An 18,065-nucleotide genomic window follows, 5' to 3' on the forward strand; every position below is an offset into this window, starting at 1 on the left:
TCAAAAAGTTTTGATATTGCCCTTGGCGGCGTGGGGTTACTGCATCAGGCGGGACAGGCCGAGGGTGCAGGACACCAGGCCGAGCCCCAGCAGAAAGTAGTTGGGCAGGATATCCAGCAGGCGCTGGATCCTCCCGCTGCCGCAGAGGCGTCGCGCCAGCAGGCTGTAGGCCAGCAGGATGCTCAGGTCGATGACCGCCCAGATGGCGATGAGCGTCGTCGCCTGTGCCGCGAACGGCTGCGCGGGCAGGATGAAACCGGGCAGGAAGGCGAGGAAGAACAGGATGTCCTTGGGGTTCGACAGGCCCACGGCCATGGCCCGCCAGAAATAGTGCGATTCGCTGCGGCGCGGGGGCGTGGCCTCGCCGGCGCCACCGCAGAGGCCATCGCAGCCCAGCCAGATCAGGTAGAGCCCGCCGAGTACCTGACCGGCCTCGAGCACCACCGGTTCCAGATCCAGCGCCAGATAGATCATCGCCAGCGCGGCGACCATCAGCACCTGGGCGGACACCACGCCGCCGAGGATCGTCCACAGCGGCCAGCGGCGCCGGGCATCGGCGACCACCAGTGCGACCACCGGGCCGGGGGAAGCGATCAGCAGGGCGACCGCCGCGGCGAAGGCGAGATAGGTGGCGCTCATCGTTCGGTCACCCGTTCGAATATCCGCGTCTGCTGGCCCAGGCGCTCCGCGTAGCCGCGCGGGTTGCAGATGGCGAAGGCGCGCTGCATCCAGCGATCGCTGCCGTCGAAGCGGGCGCTGAAGGGGCTGCGGGCGTGGGCGGTACGACGGTTGTCGATGATCAGCAGGTCGCCGCGGGCCAGGCGTATCGGTTCGGCCACGTCCCAGGCGATGCCGCGCAGCTTGCCCAGCAGGTGCTGCGCGCGGTCGCTCGACGCCAGCATGAACTGCGGGTCGAAGCGCAGGAACGGTGCATCCGGGTCGCCATAGAGCACGCTCTGGTGCCGGCCGATGTCGATCCGCTGGTTCTTCTCGCGCGGGCCGTAGTCGGAAAGGAAGTTGTAGGGTTCGCTGAGGAAGAAGGCTCGCTCCTCGTGGCTCAGGCGATCGAGGATCGGCTCGACCGAGGCGATGTAGGTGACCGCCTCGGCCGCGGGGTCCTGGCGCAGGCAGAGCAGTGCCAGATAGTCCGGCAGGACGGCGTGGAAGGCGTTTTCGGTGTGCAGGTCCAGTTCGGTGTCGAAGCTGTCCGCGGTGGCGGCGCGCGCCTGTGCCTGCTGTGCGAAGAAGTTGTTGACGATGCTGCCGCCGGACTCCTGGACGTAGCCGATCGGCTCGCCGAGCAGTGCTGTCGCCTGTAGCAGTAGGCGTTCGCTGCTGTCGTCGTCCTTGCGCATGTCCTCGCGGCACCGCGGTGTGGGCGGGATATCGCCAATGGGCAGGTTCTGCAGCAGCAGGAAGCCCCGCTCGTTACCGAACAGCCTGAAGTGAAGGATTTGCGCGATCTGCTCCTGCAGCAGGCCGCCGCTGCGAATGGCGCAAGCCAGAAGATGATCGAATTTATCGTGGTGCATGGCATCCTTCCCTGAGTTTTACTTATTGGAGGCGTGCGGCGCCCGCTTGCCGAAGTTGCAGGCAGGCCCTTCGGAGCGCAGTATCGGGATGGTGAGGGCGCTTGAAAAATGGAAAAAACGGCCAGGAAGGATGAGTTTCAGTCATGACGGAACAAGACCTGACAGCCCCGCGAATGCCGCCGCTGTATGCACTGCGCGCCTTCGAGGTGGCGGCGCGCTTCGGCTCGTTCACCCAGGCCGGACAAAGCCTGTACATCACCCAGAGCGCCGTGAGCCGGCATGTGAAGACGCTGGAGGAGCATCTCGGTTGCCCGCTCTTCGAGCGTCGCGGTTCAAGGCTGGCGCTGACCGATGCCGGGCGTCTGCTGGCGCAGGAGCTGAAGATCGGTTTCCGCACCATCGAGAACGCCTGTATCGCCGTCACCCGCCAGCGCGGCGCGCTGCGGCTCAAGGCGCCCTCTACGCTGACCATGCGCTGGCTGCTCAATGCGCTGGACGCCTTCCAGCAGGCCCATCCACAGAATCGCGTGCAGCTCACCAGCGCTTGGATGGACCTGGATGCAGTGGACTTTCACAGCGAGCCCTTCGACTGCGCGATCCTGCTCGGTAACGGCGGCTTCCCGGCGGACTGGCACCGCGTGAAGCTTTTCGACGAATGGCTGGTGCCGGTCTGCGCGCCCGCGCTGCTCGGCGACCGGCCCTGGGGCGTGCGGCAGCTGGCCGCCGCCGAACTGATCCATCCCTCGCGCGACTGCCGCGACTGGCGCCGCTGGTTGCAGCGCACGGGGCTGGCCGACCAGGTCGCCTGGCAGCAGGGCAAGCTCTTCGACACGCTGGAACTGGGCATCTCCGCCGCGGCGCAGGGGCACGGCGTGTCGATCGGCGACCTTGCGCTGGTCGGCGCCGAGCTGCAGCGCGGCAGCCTGGCGCTGCCGTTCGAGCAGGCGGTGAAGTCCGGCGACAGCTACTACCTGGTCTGGCCGGCCGGCGGAAACGAGTCGGCCACGCTGACGCGCATGCGCGACTATCTGCTCGATCATCTGCCGGATATTTCCAGCCGGGGCGTCAGGCTGCTCGAGTGATGCCGGGCGCCGGCGGGGCGCTCGGGCCATTTCAGTCATTGCCCCGCCTGCCCTCGGTAGGGGAAAATGGCGGCCTTTTTCTACGTACCACCCCGCAGGAGATTCAGCGATGCCCAGCCGTCGTGAGCGAGCCAATGCCATCCGCGCCCTCAGCATGGATGCCGTGCAGAAAGCCAACAGCGGCCACCCGGGTGCCCCGATGGGCATGGCGGACATCGCCGAAGTGCTTTGGCGTGACCACTTGAAGCACAGCCCGACCAACCCGCAATGGGCCGACCGCGACCGCTTCGTGCTGTCCAACGGCCACGGCTCGATGCTGATCTACTCGCTGCTGCACCTGACCGGCTACGACCTGTCCATCGACGACCTGAAGAACTTCCGCCAGCTGCACAGCAAGACCCCGGGGCACCCGGAGTTCGGCTACACCGCCGGCGTCGAGACCACCACCGGTCCGCTCGGCCAGGGCCTCGCCAACGCCGTGGGCTTCGCCCTGGCCGAGAAGATCATGGCCGCGCAGTTCAACCGTCCCGGCCACGCCATCGTCGACCACAACACCTACGTGTTCCTCGGCGATGGCTGCATGATGGAAGGCATCAGCCACGAAGTCTGCTCGCTGGCCGGCACCCTGGGCCTGAACAAGCTGATCGCCTTCTACGACGACAACGGCATCTCCATCGACGGTGAGGTGCATGGCTGGTTCACCGACGACACCCCACGCCGCTTCGAGGCCTATGGCTGGCAGGTGATCCGCAACGTCGACGGTCATGACGCCGACGAAATCCAGATGGCCATCGAGACCGCGCGCAAGAGCGACCAGCCGACGCTGATTTGCTGCAAGACCATCATCGGTTTCGGCTCGCCCAACAAGCAGGGCAAGGAAGAATCCCACGGCTCGGCGCTGGGCGAGGCCGAGATCGCCCTGACCCGCGAGGCCCTGGGCTGGAAGTACGGCCCGTTCGAGATTCCCGCCGAGATCTATGCCCAGTGGGATGCCAAGCAGAAGGGCGTCGAGGCCGAGAACGCGTGGAACCAGCGCTTTGCTGCCTACGAGGCCGAGTTCCCGGCGCTGGCCGCCGAGTTCAAGCGGCGCATGGCCGGCGAGTTGCCCGCCGACTTCGCCGAGAAGGCCAGCGAATTCATCCGTGACGTCGCCAGCAAGGGCGAGACCATCGCCAGCCGCAAGGCCAGCCAGAACTGCCTGAATGCCTTCGGCCCGCTGCTGCCGGAACTGCTCGGCGGTTCGGCGGACCTGGCCGGTTCCAATCTGACCCTGTGGAAGGGCTGCAAGCCGGTGGTCGCCGAGGATGCCTCGGGCAACTACATGTACTACGGCGTGCGCGAGTTCGGCATGGCCGCGATCATGAACGGCGTCGCCCTGCACGGCGGCCTGATTCCCTACGGCGCGACCTTCCTGATGTTCATGGAATACGCCCGCAACGCCGTGCGCATGTCGGCACTGATGAAGCAGCGCGTGCTCTACGTCTTCACCCACGACTCCATCGGCCTCGGCGAGGACGGCCCGACCCACCAGCCGATCGAGCAACTGACCAGCCTGCGCACCACGCCGAACCTGGACACCTGGCGCCCGGCCGACACCGTCGAATCGGCGGTGGCCTGGAAGCATGCGGTCGAGCGCAAGGACGGCCCGAGCGCGCTGATCTTCTCGCGCCAGAACCTGCCGTTCCACGTGCGCGACAACGAGACCGAGGCGGCCATCGCCCGCGGCGGCTACATCCTGAAGAACTGCGCCGGCGAGCCGGAGCTGATCCTGATCGCCACCGGCTCCGAGGTCAGCCTGGCGGTGCAGGCCGCCGACAAGCTGACCGAGCAGGGCCGCAAGGTGCGCGTCGTCTCGATGCCCTGCACCAGCGTGTTCGACGCCCAGGACGCCGCCTACAAGCAGCACGTGCTGCCGGTGGAAGTCGGTGCACGCATCGCCATCGAGGCGGCGCACGCGGACTACTGGTACAAGTACGTCGGCCTCGACGGACGCATCATCGGCATGACCAGCTACGGCGAGTCGGCCCCGGCCGGCCAGCTGTTCGAGGCGTTCGGCTTCACCGTCGACAACGTCCTCGCGGTGGCTGAAGAGCTTCTAGAAGACTGATTCGAGTTCCAAGCTGCAAGCCACAAGCTGCAAGTCAAAGCGGCGCGAACCGGCTTGCAGCTTGAAGCTTGTGGCCTGGAGCTGCGAATGCCTGAACGTCGTCCCTATCGCGTCGCCCTCAACGGCTACGGCCGCATCGGTCGTTGCGTGCTGCGTGCCTTCTATGAGCGCGGCGCAGCCTTCGACTTTCAGTTCGTTGCCCTCAATGATCTGGCCGACATGGCCAGCCTGGAATACCTCACCCGTTTCGACTCCACCCACGGCCGCTTCCCCGGCGAGGTGCGCGTGGAGGGCGACTGCCTGCATCTCAATGGGCACTGTGTGAAAGTGTTGCGCGAGTCGACGCCCGAAGCGGTCGACTGGCGTGCGCTGGATGTCGATCTGGTGCTGGAATGTTCCGGCGCCTACACCAGTCGCGCCGATGGCGAGCGTTTTCTCGCGGCGGGCGTGCCGCGGGTGCTGTTTTCCCAGCCGATGGCCAGTGCGGCCGATGTCGACGCCACGGTGGTGATGGGCATCAACCAGCAGCAGCTGAGCGGCGCCGAGCGGCTGGTCTCCAACGCATCCTGCACCACCAACTGCGGCGTGCCATTGCTCAAGCTGCTCAATGATGCGGTGGGTATCGAGTACGCCTCGATCACCACCATCCATTCGGCGATGAACGACCAGCCGGTGATCGACGCCTACCACCACGAGGATCTGCGCCGCACGCGCTCGGCCTTCCAGTCGGTGATACCGGTGTCCACGGGCCTGGCGCGGGGCATCGAACGCCTGCTGCCGGAACTCTCGGGGCGGATTCAGGCCAAAGCGGTGCGGGTGCCGACGGTGAACGTGTCCTGTCTGGATATCACGCTGCAGACCGCCTGCGATACCGATGCGCGAACGATCAACCGGGTACTGCGCGAGGCTGCCGAAAGCGGGCCTTTGCAGGGCTTGCTGGCGTATACCGAGCTGCCCCACGCCAGTTGCGATTTCAATCACGATCCGCATTCGGCGATCGTCGATGGCAGCCTGACCCGTGCGTCCGGCCCGCGCCTGGTGAATCTGCTGGCCTGGTTCGACAACGAATGGGGGTTCGCCAATCGCATGCTCGACGTCACCGACCACTATCTGCGCGTGGCCAATCGCCCCTAGCAGCCCGCGCCTGGAACATCGCTGCTTCTCGACCTTAAGGAAGACCAACATGACCGTTTTGAAGATGACCGATCTCGACCTCCAGGGTAAGCGTGTGCTGATCCGCGAGGACCTCAACGTGCCGGTGAAAGATGGCGCGGTGAAGAGCGATGCGCGCATCCTGGCCTCATTGCCGACCATCAGGCTGGCGCTGGAGAAGGGCGCCGCGGTGCTGGTCTGCTCGCACCTGGGGCGCCCGGAAGAGGGCGTCTACAGCGAGGAAGACAGCCTCGCGCCGGTCGCCGACTACCTGTCCAAGGCTCTTGGCCGCGAGGTGCCGCTGGTCAAGGACTACCTCGACGGGGTCGAGGTACAGCCGGGTGAGCTGGTGCTGCTGGAGAACGTGCGCTTCAACACGGGCGAGAAGAAGAACACCGACGAGCTGGCGCAGAAATACGCTGCGCTGTGCGATGTCTTCGTCATGGACGCCTTCGGCACCGCGCACCGCGCCCAGGGCTCGACCCATGGCGTGGCCAAGTTCGCCAAGGTCGCCTGCGCCGGCCCGCTGCTGGCGGCCGAGCTGGAGGCGCTGGGCAAGGCGCTGGACAAGCCGGCGCGGCCGATGGTGGCCATCGTCGCCGGCTCCAAGGTGTCGACCAAGCTCGACGTGCTGACCTCGCTGGCCGACATCTGCGACCAGTTGATCGTCGGCGGCGGCATCGCCAACACCTTCCTCGCCGCGGCCGGCTACAAGGTCGGCAAGTCGCTGCACGAGGCCGACCTGCTCGACACCGCCAAGGCCATCGCCGCCAAGGTCGCCGTGCCGCTGCCGATGGACGTGGTGGTCGCCAAGGAATTCGCCGAAAGCGCCGAAGCCACGGTCAAGGCCATCGCCGACGTCGCCGACGACGACATGATCCTGGACATCGGGCCGAAGACCGCCGCCATGTTCGGCGAGATGCTCAAGGCCTCGCAGACCATCCTCTGGAACGGCCCGGTCGGGGTGTTCGAGTTCGACCAGTTCGGCAACGGCACCCAGGTGCTGGCCCAGGCCATCGCGCAGAGCCCGGCGTTCTCCATCGCTGGCGGCGGCGACACCCTGGCGGCGATCGACAAGTACGGTGTCGCCGAGCAGATTTCCTATATCTCCACCGGCGGTGGCGCCTTCCTCGAGTTCGTCGAGGGCAAGGTGCTGCCGGCAGTCGAGGTACTGGAACAGCGCGCCGGTTGAGTCGGCCGCGCCGGCCCGAATCCGTCGGCTTGTGCGCGTCGGTACGGGTCGCGCGCAGGCAAGCGAAACGCCGGGGGCAACCCCTGCGGCCCACGGTGGTCTTTGTTCTATCAGGAACAAGGAAAGGGGATTGCACCATGCGTTATGCCGTTCTTGCTGTTTGCTGCCTGGGCCTGGCCGGTTGCGCCGGCGGTACGCCGGATAGCGCCTGTCAGGTGCTCGATCCACCCGCCGCCATCGGACCGACCGCCGAGCATGACCAGCGTGTCGAGATGCAGGCGACCGGCGATCCGACCATCGCTACCCAGGGTGGGCTGCAGGATTGCCCCTGAAACAGACGTTCAACCGCCAAGGAGAAGGAATGAAAGGCCTGTCGATTCCGATCATGGCTCTGTTGTTGACCGCTTGCGGCCACTGGCAATCCGGCCCCGATGCGCCCTTCGTGCGTTGGAAGTGTCAGGGCCAGCAGCACATCGCCTGGCGCTACGCCAATGCCGATCGGACCGCGATTGATCTGAAGGTCGGCGACAGCGAGCGTATTCATAGTCTGAAGAAGGAACCTGCCACGCGTGGCAGTTTCTATAGCGATGGCGTACTCGCCTTCCACGACAAGGGCAACGAGGCGCTGGTCTACCGTGTGGCCGACGATGAACTGCTGGCCCATGGCTGCAGTGCCTCGCTGATCAACCTGTAGGAAGAAAGAGTACCCGCGCCTCGCCGCCCATGGCGGGGCACCGGATCAAAAGCGGCGGCGGGGCGCTGGCAATTGTCGCCCCCGCCACTACAATGCCGCGCCCAGCGTGCGGCGCTTGAACGGCGCCGGCCACTGCGGCAGGCTTTACACGATTAACGACCCAGTCCGGGAGAAAGGAAAACATGGCACTCATCAGCATGCGCCAGATGCTCGACCACGCCGCCGAGTTCGGCTACGGCGTGCCGGCCTTCAACGTCAACAACCTCGAGCAGATGCGCGCCATCATGGAAGCGGCCGACAAGACCGATTCCCCGGTGATCGTCCAGGCTTCCGCCGGTGCGCGCAAATACGCCGGTGCGCCGTTCCTGCGTCATCTGATCCTGGCGGCGATCGAAGAATTCCCGCATATCCCGGTGTGCATGCACCAGGATCACGGCACCAGTCCGGGCGTCTGCCAGCGCTCGATCCAGCTGGGCTTCTCCTCGGTGATGATGGACGGTTCGCTGAAGGAAGACGGCAAGACCCCGGCCGACTATGACTACAACGTCCGCGTGACCCAGCAGACGGTGGCCTTCGCCCATGCCTGCGGCGTGTCCGTGGAAGGCGAGCTGGGTTGCCTGGGCAGCCTGGAAACCGGCATGGCCGGTGAGGAAGACGGCGTCGGCGCCGAGGGTGTACTCGATCACAGCCAACTGCTGACCGACCCGGAAGAGGCCGCCGATTTCGTCGCCAAGACCAAGGTCGACGCCCTGGCCATCGCCATCGGCACCAGCCACGGCGCCTACAAGTTCACCAAGCCGCCGACCGGCGACACCCTGTCGATCCAGCGCATCAAGGAAATCCATGCGCGCATCCCCGACACCCATCTGGTGATGCACGGCTCCTCCTCGGTGCCGCAGGAGTGGCTGAAGATCATCAACCAGTACGGTGGCGAGATCGGCGAGACCTACGGCGTGCCGGTCGAAGAAATCGTCGAGGGCATCAAGTACGGCGTGCGCAAGGTCAACATCGACACCGACCTGCGTCTGGCTTCCACCGGCGCGATCCGCGAGTTCCTGGCGAAGAATCCCAGCGAATTCGACCCGCGCAAGTACTTCGCCAAGACCGTCGCCGCCATGCGCGACATCTGCATCGCCCGCTACGAAGCCTTCGGTACCGCCGGCAATGCCAGCAAGATCAAGCCGATCTCGCTGGAAGGCATGTTCCAGCGCTACGCTTCGGGCGAACTGGACCCGAAGGTCAACTGATCCGTCCCGCACGAAAAAGCCCGCAACGCGGGCTTTTTCGTTTTCGCGGCAATGGCGCGTGAGTCAGCCGGCCAGCAATAACTGGATCTGGCTGCGCAGCGAGTCCAGTGCGAAGGGTTTGGCCAGGACCGGCGCCGAGCGGGCGATGGGGCTGCCCGATTCGTAGATCTCGAAGGGGTAGCCGCTGATGAAAATCACCTTGAGGTCGGGCCGCAGCTTGAGCGCCGGCTCGGCGATCATCACGCCCGACACGTTGTCGGGCAGGCGGAAGTCGGTCACCAGCAGATCGAGGCGGGGCTTGCTGGCGAGAATCTCGAAGGCTGCGGTGGCATCGTTCGCCTCCAGCACCTGATAACCCTCGCCAGCGAGGTAATCGGACAGCAGCGCGAGGATATGGGGCTCGTCCTCGACGAGCAGCACGATTTTGGTCGAAGGCTGGTTCATAGCGGTGATTCTCGTCCTGTTCTATGAACGTTCCGTTGCATGACAGTTGAAATGAGGGCTGGAACTTGGAGCTGCCGCGTCCATGCAAGTTCAGCAATTGCCGTGCCTCAATCACGCCTCGCTCGAGAAGGGGCGCCGCCCTCGGTGGCTGCCGGCATTGGCAGCGGCGCAGGCGCGGTTTAGGCTCCCCGCAACCTGCCAGGAATATCGCCCATGACCGACGAGAAGCAGCTGCGCGCCATCGCCGAGCGGACCCTCGATCACTATCGCCACAGTGCCGAAGCCTTTCGCGAGGGTACCCGCGACCACGACGTCAGCCAGAACATCGAAGCCTTGCTGCGCCATATCCACGCCGAGCCGCCGCTGCGCATCCTCGATCTGGGCTGCGGTCCGGGACGTGATCTCAAGGCATTCACCGCGCGCGGCCACCAGGCCGTCGGCCTCGATGGCACCGAAGCGTTCGTGACGATGGCGCGCGGCACGAGCGGCTGCGAGGTCTGGCATCAGGATCTGCTGCAGCTGCAGCTGCCCCGTGAGGCCTTCGACGGCGTCTTCGCCAACGCCGTGCTGTTCCATGTGCCGAGCGCGGCATTGCCCGAGGTGCTGCTGCAGCTGCGCGAGACGCTGAAGCCCGGTGGCGTGCTGTTCTGCTCCAACCCCCGCGGGCAGGACGAGGAGGGTTGGAGCGGCGGCCGTTATGGCGTCTGGTACAGCTGGCCGACCTGGCGCGAACGGCTTTTGGCGGCCGGTTTCGGCGAGCTCGAGCATTATTACCGCCCTGCCGGCTTGCCTCGCGCGCAGCAACCGTGGCTGGCCAGCGTCTGGCGCAGGGCCTAGCGGCGGCGCGGCACCCCGCAGAATGCAACCCGTGCCGGCCGCGTTCATGCGTTTTGCACGGGTTAATCCTTCCTTTGATTTAGTTAACTCATTGTTTTTAAAGGTAAATTATTATTCTGTTGCGGTTGGCATGAACGCTGCTCTGTTAACGCTCGCTGGAACTTAATTGGAGTACAGAACAATGACCGCCGCACAACGTTTCCTCACTGCCGCTTTCCCTGAGTTCGAAGTGCTCACCGAATCCCGCCCGGATGGCGGATTGCTGCTCACGCTGCGCAACGACGACCGCATCCTGGTCAAGCGCGCGCTCTCCAAGGGACAGACGCGGACCAAGATGCAGCTCGAATGGGTCGTCAGCTCGGTCCGTCGTGACCTCGCGCTGGAAGCCGGCATGTCGCCGTCCATCGCCCACCTGCAGAGCCAGAGCCGTACCGCACTGCCCACCTACGAGTACGCCTGAGAGCCTGCGGCTGCGGCGTTCGCGCCGCAGCCAGCGCGACCGGGCCGTCGAGCCTGGCGCCTATACCGTGAAGCCGAAGAGGAATGCCGCATGAACGCCATCGACCTGTTGACCGAGGATCATGAGCGCGTGAAGGACCTGCTGACGCGCCTGACCGAATCCACCGAACGCGCCGTGAAGACGCGCGCGGAGCTGCTGCACAAGCTGGAAGTGGAAGTGACCATCCATACCCAGTTAGAGGAACAGATCCTCTATCCCGCCTACAAGGAAGCGGGCGGAAAGGAAGAGCTAAAAATGTTCCACGAGGCCAAGGAAGAACATCGCGCCGTCGATTCGCTGGTGCTGCCCGACCTCAAGGCCACCGATCCGGGAAGCGTGCAGTTCTCCGGGCGGGCCAAGGTCTGCAAGGAGCTGCTGGAGCATCACATCGAGGAAGAAGAGTCCGAAATGTTCCCCCAGGCCCGCGAGCTGCTCGGCGACCAGCGCCTGCAGGAGATGGGCGCGCAGATGGCCGAGCTGAGGACGCGCCTGAAGAAGGAATTCAGCGTCAGGCAGGCGGCCTGAGGCCGGCCCCTCCCCGCCGGGGCGCCTGCCCCGGCACGCTCGACCTTGGTCGAAGGCCGCCTTTTCCGGCTTTGCTGATCTGCATCAATAACCTTCGCGCGCCCCGCTGCGACTCTTGATGGCTTAATGGCATCAAGTGCCGGCGACTCCCTGCAACCTATTCCCTGACGGGCGAAAACCACCCGCCGCAGCAGGCAGGGCGGCGGCACGCGCAAGGGGCAGAGGCGGGAATGGAAGACGAGCTGAAGGCGCTGCTGCAACGGGTCGGGCTGGGGCCGGAACGGATCCTCACGCGCAAGCGTTTTCTGCAGTGGCAATCGGTGGATGCGCTGCGCCTGAACCGGGCCGCTGTGGACCTGGACGCGGCGCACCAGCATTTCATCGACAAGCTCTACGAACACCTCGGCGCCTTCGGCCCGCCGGCGGAGATCCTCGACGATCCCGCCGGCGTCGCACGCCTCAAGCACAGCCAGCGAAGGTACTACCAGCGCCTGTGGAACGGCCCCTACGAGCGCGACTACGTCAAGGACCGCCTGCTGGTCGGACTGGTGCACCAGCGGGTCGGCGTCGACCTGGAATGGTACCTGGGCTCCTACCGGCTGTACCTGTCGGAGATGCTGCGGATGCTGCTGGGCGATGCCGAGCAGCATGCGGTCTACGACAGCCTGCTGAAGATCGTGTTCTTCGACATGATCCTCGCCATCGACACCTACAGCGCGGCTCAGCGGCACGCCCTCGAGGATAGCGAGGCGCGGCTGGCGCGTGCCCTGCGCGGCTCCGAGGACGGCATCTGGGAATGGGACATCGAACAGGACCGGTTGCATCTCTCCGAGCGCTGGACCGGCATGCTCGGCCTTTCGGTGGAGCCGAGCTACTGCAGCCGCAGCTGGTTCGAGCGGGTGCATCCGGATGATCTGCCGGGCCTGCGCGAGGCCATCAGCGCCCACCTGCACGGTCGCAGCTCGTCGCTGGCCCACGAGTACCGCATTCGCACCCGGTTCGGCGAATACCTCTGGGTGCTGGTACGCGGCGTGGTCGAACGCTGCGAGCAGCGCGCGGTGCGCATGGCGGGTTCACAGACCGACATCAGCGCGCGCAAGGCCGCCGAGGAATGCCTGCGGCATGCCGCCCGGCACGACTCGCTGACCGGGCTGGCCAACCGCCTGCATCTGGACGAATTGCTCCAGCAGGCGCAGCAGCGTGCGCATGGCCGGGCCTCGGCGCTGTTGTTCGTCGATCTGGACCGTTTCAAGTTGATCAACGACAGCCTCGGCCACCGCGTCGGTGACCAGGTGCTGGTGGAGGTCGCGCAACGCCTCGCGCACTGCCTGCGGCCAGGCGATCATCTGGCGCGTTTCGGCGGCGACGAGTTCGTCGCCCTGCTCGGCGACCTGGCCTGCGAAGCCGACGCCGAGCGGGTGGCGCAACGGATGCTCGATGCGCTGCGCCAGCCGTTTCAACTCGGCGAACGCACCCTGTCGGTCAGCGCCAGCATCGGTATCGCGCCGCTGTACCGCGCCGGCCAGGCGCTGGACGCGCTGCAGGCGGCGGACCTCGCCCTGTACCGCGCGAAAAATGCCGGCAAGAATCAGTTCGCGCTGTTCTGCGAAGAACTGCACTCCACGGCGGCGCGCCAGCTGGAGCTGGAAAGCGCACTGGCGCAGGCGCTGGCGCGCAACGAGTTCGTTCTGTACTTCCAGCCGATCTGCCGCATCGATAAAGGGCAGCCCTATCTGGTGGGCGTCGAGGCGCTGCTGCGCTGGCGCCACAACGACACGCTGGTGGCACCGAACGAATTCATTCCGGTGCTGGAGGAATCCCGGGAGATCGTCCGTGTCGGCGAATGGGTGCTGCGCGAGGCCTGCCGGCAGGTCCGCTGCTGGCAGCAGGCCGGGCAAGCGCAGCTGTACTGCACGGTGAACCTGTCGATCCGTCAGTTGCAGCAACCCGGCTTCACCGCGCTGCTGGCGCGCGTGTTGCGGGAAACCGAGCTGCCACCGGCCAGCCTGGTGCTGGAGATCACCGAGACCCTGCTGATGCAGGACAGCGAACTGATGCTGAGCGCCCTGCGCGAGATCGCCGCGCTCGGTGTGCGATTGGCGCTGGACGATTTCGGCACCGGGTACTCCTCGCTCGGCTATCTGAAGCGCTTTCCGCTGAACATCCTCAAGGTCGACCGCAGTTTCATCGCCGCCGCGCCGGAAGACCCCGATTCGGTCGCCATCAGCCGGGCGGTCATCGCCCTGGGCCACAGCCTCGGCCTGGCGGTGATCGCCGAAGGGGTGGAGCGCCCCGAGCAACTGCAGTTCCTGATTGCCGAGGGCTGCCAGCACGCCCAGGGCTACTGGTTCAGCCGACCCAAGCCGGCCGCCGAACTGCAACGCCTGTTCAGCGGCGAGGACTGCTTCGAAGGGCTCTGGTGCCTGCTGCCGCAGTCCAGCCTGACACGCGTGGGCGTGCAACACTAAGCAGCCTTCAGCGCACCGGCTTTTGGTGTGCCAGGGCACTCTTGGTCGTCGCGAGGGTCAACCTTCTGTGGATCTTTGATGGTTCAAGAACTCGCCGGCCAACCGCCGGCTCACTCTGAAGGAGGTTAACCATGCGTCTCACTTATTTGCTGCCGCCAGTACTGGGTCTTCTGCTGGTCGGTTGCGGCCCGGACGAAGACCGCGAGCGCGAGCCGACCCCGCCGCCAGCCACCACCGAGCAGCCAGCCGCACCGTCGACCGACACCACTGCTCCGCCGGCCGGGACGGGCACCGGTACCGCTCCGAGCACAGGCACCGGCACTTCCGGCGATATGGCCACTCCGCCCGCCGACAATGGCAGCGGGCTGGGCACCGAGTCCGGCTCGGGTACCGAACCCGGCACCGGCACCTCGCAATAAGCGCGGTGTCACCAACCTGATCCAGGGCCCTCGNGAGGGCCTTCAGCTGGAGACATCGATGAAGTGGACATTCGCCCTTGCCGGTGCCCTCGCCGCGCTGGCCCTGCTGGGCTGTTCTCCCGAGGAGGAAGAGTCGGCCCTGGACAACAACAGCCGCAACCAGCAGGAATACCAGAACACCGCTACCGATCCGGCAGGCCCCCGGGAGCTGTCGCCGCCGTCGAACATGTCCAACGAGTGACGGCTCCCTCGCTGCGCCAGTAGCGGGCGGGTTGGGTTGGCGCTGCCCGGGTCAGACGTACTGGGCGGCGGCGAAGCCCGAGGCCCAGGCCCACTGGAAGTTGAAACCGCCCAGGTGGCCGCTGACGTCCAGCACCTCGCCGATGAAATACAACCCCGGCGACTTCTGCGATTCCATGGTCTTGGACGACACCTCGCGGGTATCCACGCCACCCAGCGTCACCTCGGCGGTGCGATAGCCCTCGGTGCCGGCGGGCACCAGTTGCCAGTCGCCCAGCTGCGTGGCAATCGCTTCCAGTTCGGGCGCCGTGTACTGCTTCAGCGGCTTCGAGGCGAACCAGTGCTCGCAGAGCAACCCCGCCAGCTTACGGGTAAAGACCTCGCCGAGCAGCGTTCGCAGCTCGCCGTTGGGGCGCTCCTGCTGCTGGGTCGTCAGCCATTCGCCGAGATTCAGGTGCGGTAGCAGGTCGATGTGCACCACGTCGCCGGGTTGCCAGTAGGAGGAGATCTGCAGGATCGCCGGGCCCGACAGGCCGCGGTGGGTGAACAGGATGTTCTCGCGAAAGCTCTGGCCGTTGCAGCTCACCAGGCAATCCTCGACCGAGGTTCCGGACAGCTCGCTGCACATGGCCTTGAGCGTCGGTTCGGTGATGGTGAAGGGCACCAGCCCGGCACGGGTCGGCAGCACGCCGTGGCCGAACTGGCGGGCGATCTGGTAGCCGAAGCCGGTGGCGCCCAGCGTCGGGATCGACAGGCCGCCGGTGGCGATCACCAGCGACTGGCAGTGCACTGCGCCGATGCCGGTCTGCAGCGCATAGCCCGCTTCAGTCTTCTCGATCGTCTCGACAGTGGTGTCGAGGCGCAGGTCGACGCTGGCCTGCGCACATTCGTCGAGCAGCATCGCGAGGATGTCGCTGGACTTGTTATCGCAGAACAGTTGGCCGAGCTTCTTCTCGTGATAGGGCACGCCGTGGCGGCTGACCAGCTCGATGAAGTCCCACTGGGTGTAGCGTGCCAGCGCCGACTTGCAGAAGTGCGGATTGGTGGAGAGGAAGTTAGCCGGCTCGGTGTACAGGTTGGTGAAGTTGCAGCGCCCGCCGCCGGACATCAGGATCTTCTTGCCGGCCTTGTTGGCGTGATCGAGCAGCAGCACCTTGCGGCCGCGCAGCGCCGCGCTGAATGCGCACATCAAGCCGGCGGCACCGGCGCCGATGATGGTGACCTCCGGGGTCAGGGTCTGCATGGCACGCCCTCGTTCGCAAAGCCGCGCATCTTACCCTGCCTGCCCGCTCAAGGCTGCACGCCTGGCTCGACGGCGCCCTGCTTGAGCAGATGCACGGCCATGCTGCGCAACGGCGCCAACTGCCGGCAGATCAGCCCGAGCTGGGTCTGCACCAGGCGGTGGCCGTCGTCCATGTCGTCCGGCAACTGCTCGAGCCGCTGTGCCAGGGCATCTTCCTCCTCGCTGTAGACCGCCACCGGACGCTTGTGCAGCAGCGCCGCGGCGAGGTCGTCGAGGCTGGCGGCGAGCTGCTGCGCGGCGCTTTCCAGCAACTCGTCGCTGGCGTCGTCGGGCAGGCTCTCGCGGTGTGCGCCGAGGCCGGAGAGGTAATTGAGCAGGGTGTGCGAGAGGATCAGGAAGCGGAAGCCGGTCTCGGCTTCCTTGCGGAAGTGCCCGGGCTCCAGCAGCATGTTCGACAGGGTGGTGGACAGCGCCGCCTCGGCGTTGTGCGCATTGCGCCGGGCCAGCCGGTAGGCCAGGTCGTCGTGCTTGCCGCTCTCGTACTGGCGCATGATCTGCCGCAGGTAGTCGCTGTTGCAGCTGAGGGTGTTGGCCACCACCTGGTTCAGCCGTCGGCCCTGCCAGTCCGGCAGGATCAGGAACACCGCGGCGGCGGCGATCAGGCTGCCGAGCAGGGTATCGAACAGGCGTGGCCAGATCAGCCCGTAGCCATCGCCGACCTGGTTGAAGCAGAACAGCACCAGCAGGGTGATCGCCGCCGTGGCCAGGGTGTAGCGTGTGCTGCGGGTGGCGAAGAAGACCACGCCGGCGACCACCGCGAAGAGCGCCTGGACCTGCGTGCTGGGAAACAGGTCGAACAGCGCCCAGCCGGCCAGCAGGCCGAGCACGGTGCCGCTCACCCGCTGCACCAGCTTGATCCGCGTGGCGCCGTAGTTGGGTTGGCAGACGAAGACCGTGGTCAGCAGCACCCAGTAGCCCTGTTCGGGATGGATCGCATGCAACACCGCATAGCCGCCGACCAGGGCGATGCTCATGCGCAGCGCATGGCGGAACAGCAGGGAGGTCGGCGTCAACTGCTGGCGCACGCGGTTGAAGGCCTCGCGCAGCGATTGTGGTTGGCGATCCAGCAGGCTGCTGTCCTGCTCGCCCTGCAGGGCGTCGGGATTGCTCGCACTGGCGAGCTGGCGCTGCACGGTGGCGAGGTTGCCGGCCAGGGCGCGCAGCGAGCGCAGCAGGCCGCGCCAGGCCGGGTTGCTCTGCCCGCGCAGATGCTCCAGCGAGGCTTCCAGGTCGGCCATCGCCTGGGCATTGGCCTCGCTGTAGCGGAACGCCTGGCGCAGCTGCACCGCCTCGGCCAGCTCGCCGCAGGCGCTGGCCTGCAGGCGCAGCAGGCGCTGGCAGCGGAACAGCACGTCGCTGTGGAAGAAGGCCTCGGCCAGCGCCTGGTAGGGATAGTGCGAGGAGCCGACGCGCTCGTGCAGGTCCTGTGCGAGGAAGTACAGTTTGAGGTAGCGGTTGATCTTCGTTCCCGGCCGGCCCTGCCCCTGGCCGAGACGATTGAGCAGGGTTTCCTTGGCCGCGTTCAGCGCGTTGACCACCCGGCCGTTCTGCTGCGCCAGCTGCAGGCGGCGTTCCTCGACATCGAGCTGGCGCACCGGCTCGAACAGCGCCGCCTTGAGCCGGAAATACAGCCCCAGCTCGCGATACAGCCGCGCCAGGCTCTGCTGCACCGGTTGGTGGGCGAACAGCGCGTTCCACAGCACCGAGAGCAGCCCGTACCAGGCGGCCCCGGCCACCAGCAGCAGAGGATCGCGCCAGAAATGCAGGGCCACGCCGCCGCGCTGATCGGCTGCGATCATGCTGTAGATCGAGAGGATCAGCGTGGCCTGGGCGATGGTTGCATAACGCTCGCCGAGCGCGCCGAGCATCACCAGGGCAAAGGTCGAAGCGGCGAGCGCGAGAACGAAGAACAACGGATAGGGAAACAGCAGTTCCACCGAGACCGAGGCGATGCTGAAGCACAGCAGCGTCACCAGCAGCGCGCTCAGCCGGCCGCGCCAGCTGTCGTCGGTTTCCGCCAGGGCGCTGGCGATGATGCCGAGAAACAACGGGATCATCAGCGCCGGCTGTCCAAGGTACCAGCTCAATCCCATGCTGCCGGCCAGTGCGATGAGCACCCGCAGGCTGTAGCCGAACTTCTCCAGCGCCCAGAGGCGACGCAGGGGCTGGCTGAGCGAGGGTGTCGGCATGGGCGGGTGGACCTTGCGGCAGGAAAGGTTCTATTGGACGCCGTCAGCGCAACGCTGTCACGGGCTACGGCGAATTTTCCTGCGTGGTCGTCGCTGCTGTGGGTCGCTGCCGAGACGAGATGTCGCCGTAGGAGC

The 18,065-nt window shown here is 66.1% G+C and carries 18 protein-coding genes; 13 read left to right on the forward strand and 5 right to left on the reverse strand.

Annotated features, from left to right (window positions below; all coding sequences use genetic code 11):
- Positions 1 to 36: 36 nt before the first annotated feature.
- Complete coding sequence (locus IN820_RS07570; RefSeq protein ID WP_193680390.1) at positions 37 to 639, reverse strand: LysE family translocator; 603 nt, start codon at positions 637 to 639, stop codon at positions 37 to 39.
- Positions 636 to 1,532, reverse strand: coding sequence for a TauD/TfdA family dioxygenase (locus tag IN820_RS07575; RefSeq protein ID WP_193680391.1), 897 nt, complete (start codon positions 1,530 to 1,532; stop codon positions 636 to 638). Before IN820_RS07575 ends, IN820_RS07570 begins: the two co-directional genes overlap by 4 nt.
- A 143-nt stretch (positions 1,533 to 1,675) precedes the next feature.
- On the opposite strand from IN820_RS07575, the gene IN820_RS07580 reads away from it, so the two are divergent.
- The 7 genes from IN820_RS07580 to fba all read left to right on the forward strand — a co-directional run bounded on the left by IN820_RS07580 (position 1,676) and on the right by fba (position 9,006).
- Positions 1,676 to 2,614: a LysR substrate-binding domain-containing protein gene (locus IN820_RS07580; RefSeq protein WP_193680392.1), complete on the forward strand. Its 939-nt coding sequence runs from the start codon at positions 1,676 to 1,678 to the stop codon at positions 2,612 to 2,614.
- A gap of 109 nt (positions 2,615 to 2,723) precedes the next feature.
- Positions 2,724 to 4,721 carry a transketolase gene (gene tkt / locus IN820_RS07585; RefSeq protein WP_193680393.1) on the forward strand — a complete coding sequence of 666 codons (1,998 nt, stop codon included), beginning with the start codon at positions 2,724 to 2,726 and terminating at the stop codon, positions 4,719 to 4,721.
- An 87-nt stretch (positions 4,722 to 4,808) separates the two neighbouring features.
- Positions 4,809 to 5,855, forward strand: a complete 1,047-nt coding sequence (gene epd, locus IN820_RS07590) for an erythrose-4-phosphate dehydrogenase (protein ID WP_193680394.1) — start codon at positions 4,809 to 4,811, stop codon at positions 5,853 to 5,855.
- Between the two features lie 49 nt (positions 5,856 to 5,904).
- Complete coding sequence (locus tag IN820_RS07595; protein WP_193680395.1) at positions 5,905 to 7,065, forward strand: phosphoglycerate kinase; 1,161 nt, start codon at positions 5,905 to 5,907, stop codon at positions 7,063 to 7,065.
- A gap of 137 nt (positions 7,066 to 7,202) precedes the next feature.
- A complete protein-coding gene (locus tag IN820_RS07600) occupies positions 7,203 to 7,397 on the forward strand; it encodes a hypothetical protein (protein ID WP_193680396.1) in 195 nt (64 codons plus the stop codon).
- A gap of 29 nt (positions 7,398 to 7,426) precedes the next feature.
- A complete protein-coding gene (locus IN820_RS07605; RefSeq protein ID WP_193680397.1) occupies positions 7,427 to 7,759 on the forward strand; it encodes an MliC family protein in 333 nt (110 codons plus the stop codon).
- Between the two features lie 182 nt (positions 7,760 to 7,941).
- On the forward strand, positions 7,942 to 9,006 hold the full coding sequence (fba, locus tag IN820_RS07610) for a class II fructose-bisphosphate aldolase (RefSeq protein ID WP_193680398.1): 1,065 nt from the start codon (positions 7,942 to 7,944) through the stop codon (positions 9,004 to 9,006).
- 63 nt (positions 9,007 to 9,069) lie between these two features.
- Here fba and IN820_RS07615 read toward each other — a convergent pair whose 3' ends face one another.
- Positions 9,070 to 9,450 carry a response regulator gene (locus tag IN820_RS07615; RefSeq protein WP_193680399.1) on the reverse strand — a complete coding sequence of 127 codons (381 nt, stop codon included), beginning with the start codon at positions 9,448 to 9,450 and terminating at the stop codon, positions 9,070 to 9,072.
- A 213-nt stretch (positions 9,451 to 9,663) separates the two neighbouring features.
- Between IN820_RS07615 and IN820_RS07620 the strand changes: the two genes are divergently transcribed.
- The 6 genes from IN820_RS07620 (at position 9,664) to IN820_RS07645 (ending at position 14,439) form a co-directional block, all read left to right on the forward strand.
- On the forward strand, positions 9,664 to 10,287 hold the full coding sequence (locus tag IN820_RS07620) for a class I SAM-dependent methyltransferase (RefSeq protein ID WP_193680400.1): 624 nt from the start codon (positions 9,664 to 9,666) through the stop codon (positions 10,285 to 10,287).
- A gap of 181 nt (positions 10,288 to 10,468) precedes the next feature.
- A complete protein-coding gene (locus IN820_RS07625; protein ID WP_193680401.1) occupies positions 10,469 to 10,747 on the forward strand; it encodes a DUF3509 domain-containing protein in 279 nt (92 codons plus the stop codon).
- A gap of 90 nt (positions 10,748 to 10,837) precedes the next feature.
- Complete coding sequence (locus IN820_RS07630) at positions 10,838 to 11,311, forward strand: hemerythrin domain-containing protein (RefSeq protein ID WP_193680402.1); 474 nt, start codon at positions 10,838 to 10,840, stop codon at positions 11,309 to 11,311.
- 230 nt (positions 11,312 to 11,541) lie between these two features.
- Positions 11,542 to 13,779 carry a putative bifunctional diguanylate cyclase/phosphodiesterase gene (locus IN820_RS07635; RefSeq protein ID WP_193680403.1) on the forward strand — a complete coding sequence of 746 codons (2,238 nt, stop codon included), beginning with the start codon at positions 11,542 to 11,544 and terminating at the stop codon, positions 13,777 to 13,779.
- 131 nt (positions 13,780 to 13,910) lie between these two features.
- Positions 13,911 to 14,198: a hypothetical protein gene (locus IN820_RS07640; RefSeq protein ID WP_193680404.1), complete on the forward strand. Its 288-nt coding sequence runs from the start codon at positions 13,911 to 13,913 to the stop codon at positions 14,196 to 14,198.
- 58 nt (positions 14,199 to 14,256) lie between these two features.
- Positions 14,257 to 14,439 carry a hypothetical protein gene (locus tag IN820_RS07645; protein WP_193680405.1) on the forward strand — a complete coding sequence of 61 codons (183 nt, stop codon included), beginning with the start codon at positions 14,257 to 14,259 and terminating at the stop codon, positions 14,437 to 14,439.
- 51 nt (positions 14,440 to 14,490) lie between these two features.
- Here the strand turns inward: IN820_RS07645 and IN820_RS07650 are convergent, their stop codons facing one another.
- Entirely contained in the window at positions 14,491 to 15,681 is a 1,191-nt protein-coding gene (locus IN820_RS07650; protein WP_193680406.1) for a BaiN/RdsA family NAD(P)/FAD-dependent oxidoreductase, read from the reverse strand.
- Positions 15,682 to 15,728: 47 nt separating this feature from the next.
- Positions 15,729 to 17,930, reverse strand: a complete 2,202-nt coding sequence (yccS, locus tag IN820_RS07655) for a YccS family putative transporter (protein WP_193680407.1) — start codon at positions 17,928 to 17,930, stop codon at positions 15,729 to 15,731.
- Positions 17,931 to 18,065: the final 135 nt, after the last annotated feature.

Origin of the sequence: Pseudomonas lopnurensis (genome assembly GCF_015070855.1) — a bacterium.
In the GTDB taxonomy this organism is placed as follows: Bacteria; Pseudomonadota; Gammaproteobacteria; order Pseudomonadales; family Pseudomonadaceae; genus Stutzerimonas; species Stutzerimonas lopnurensis.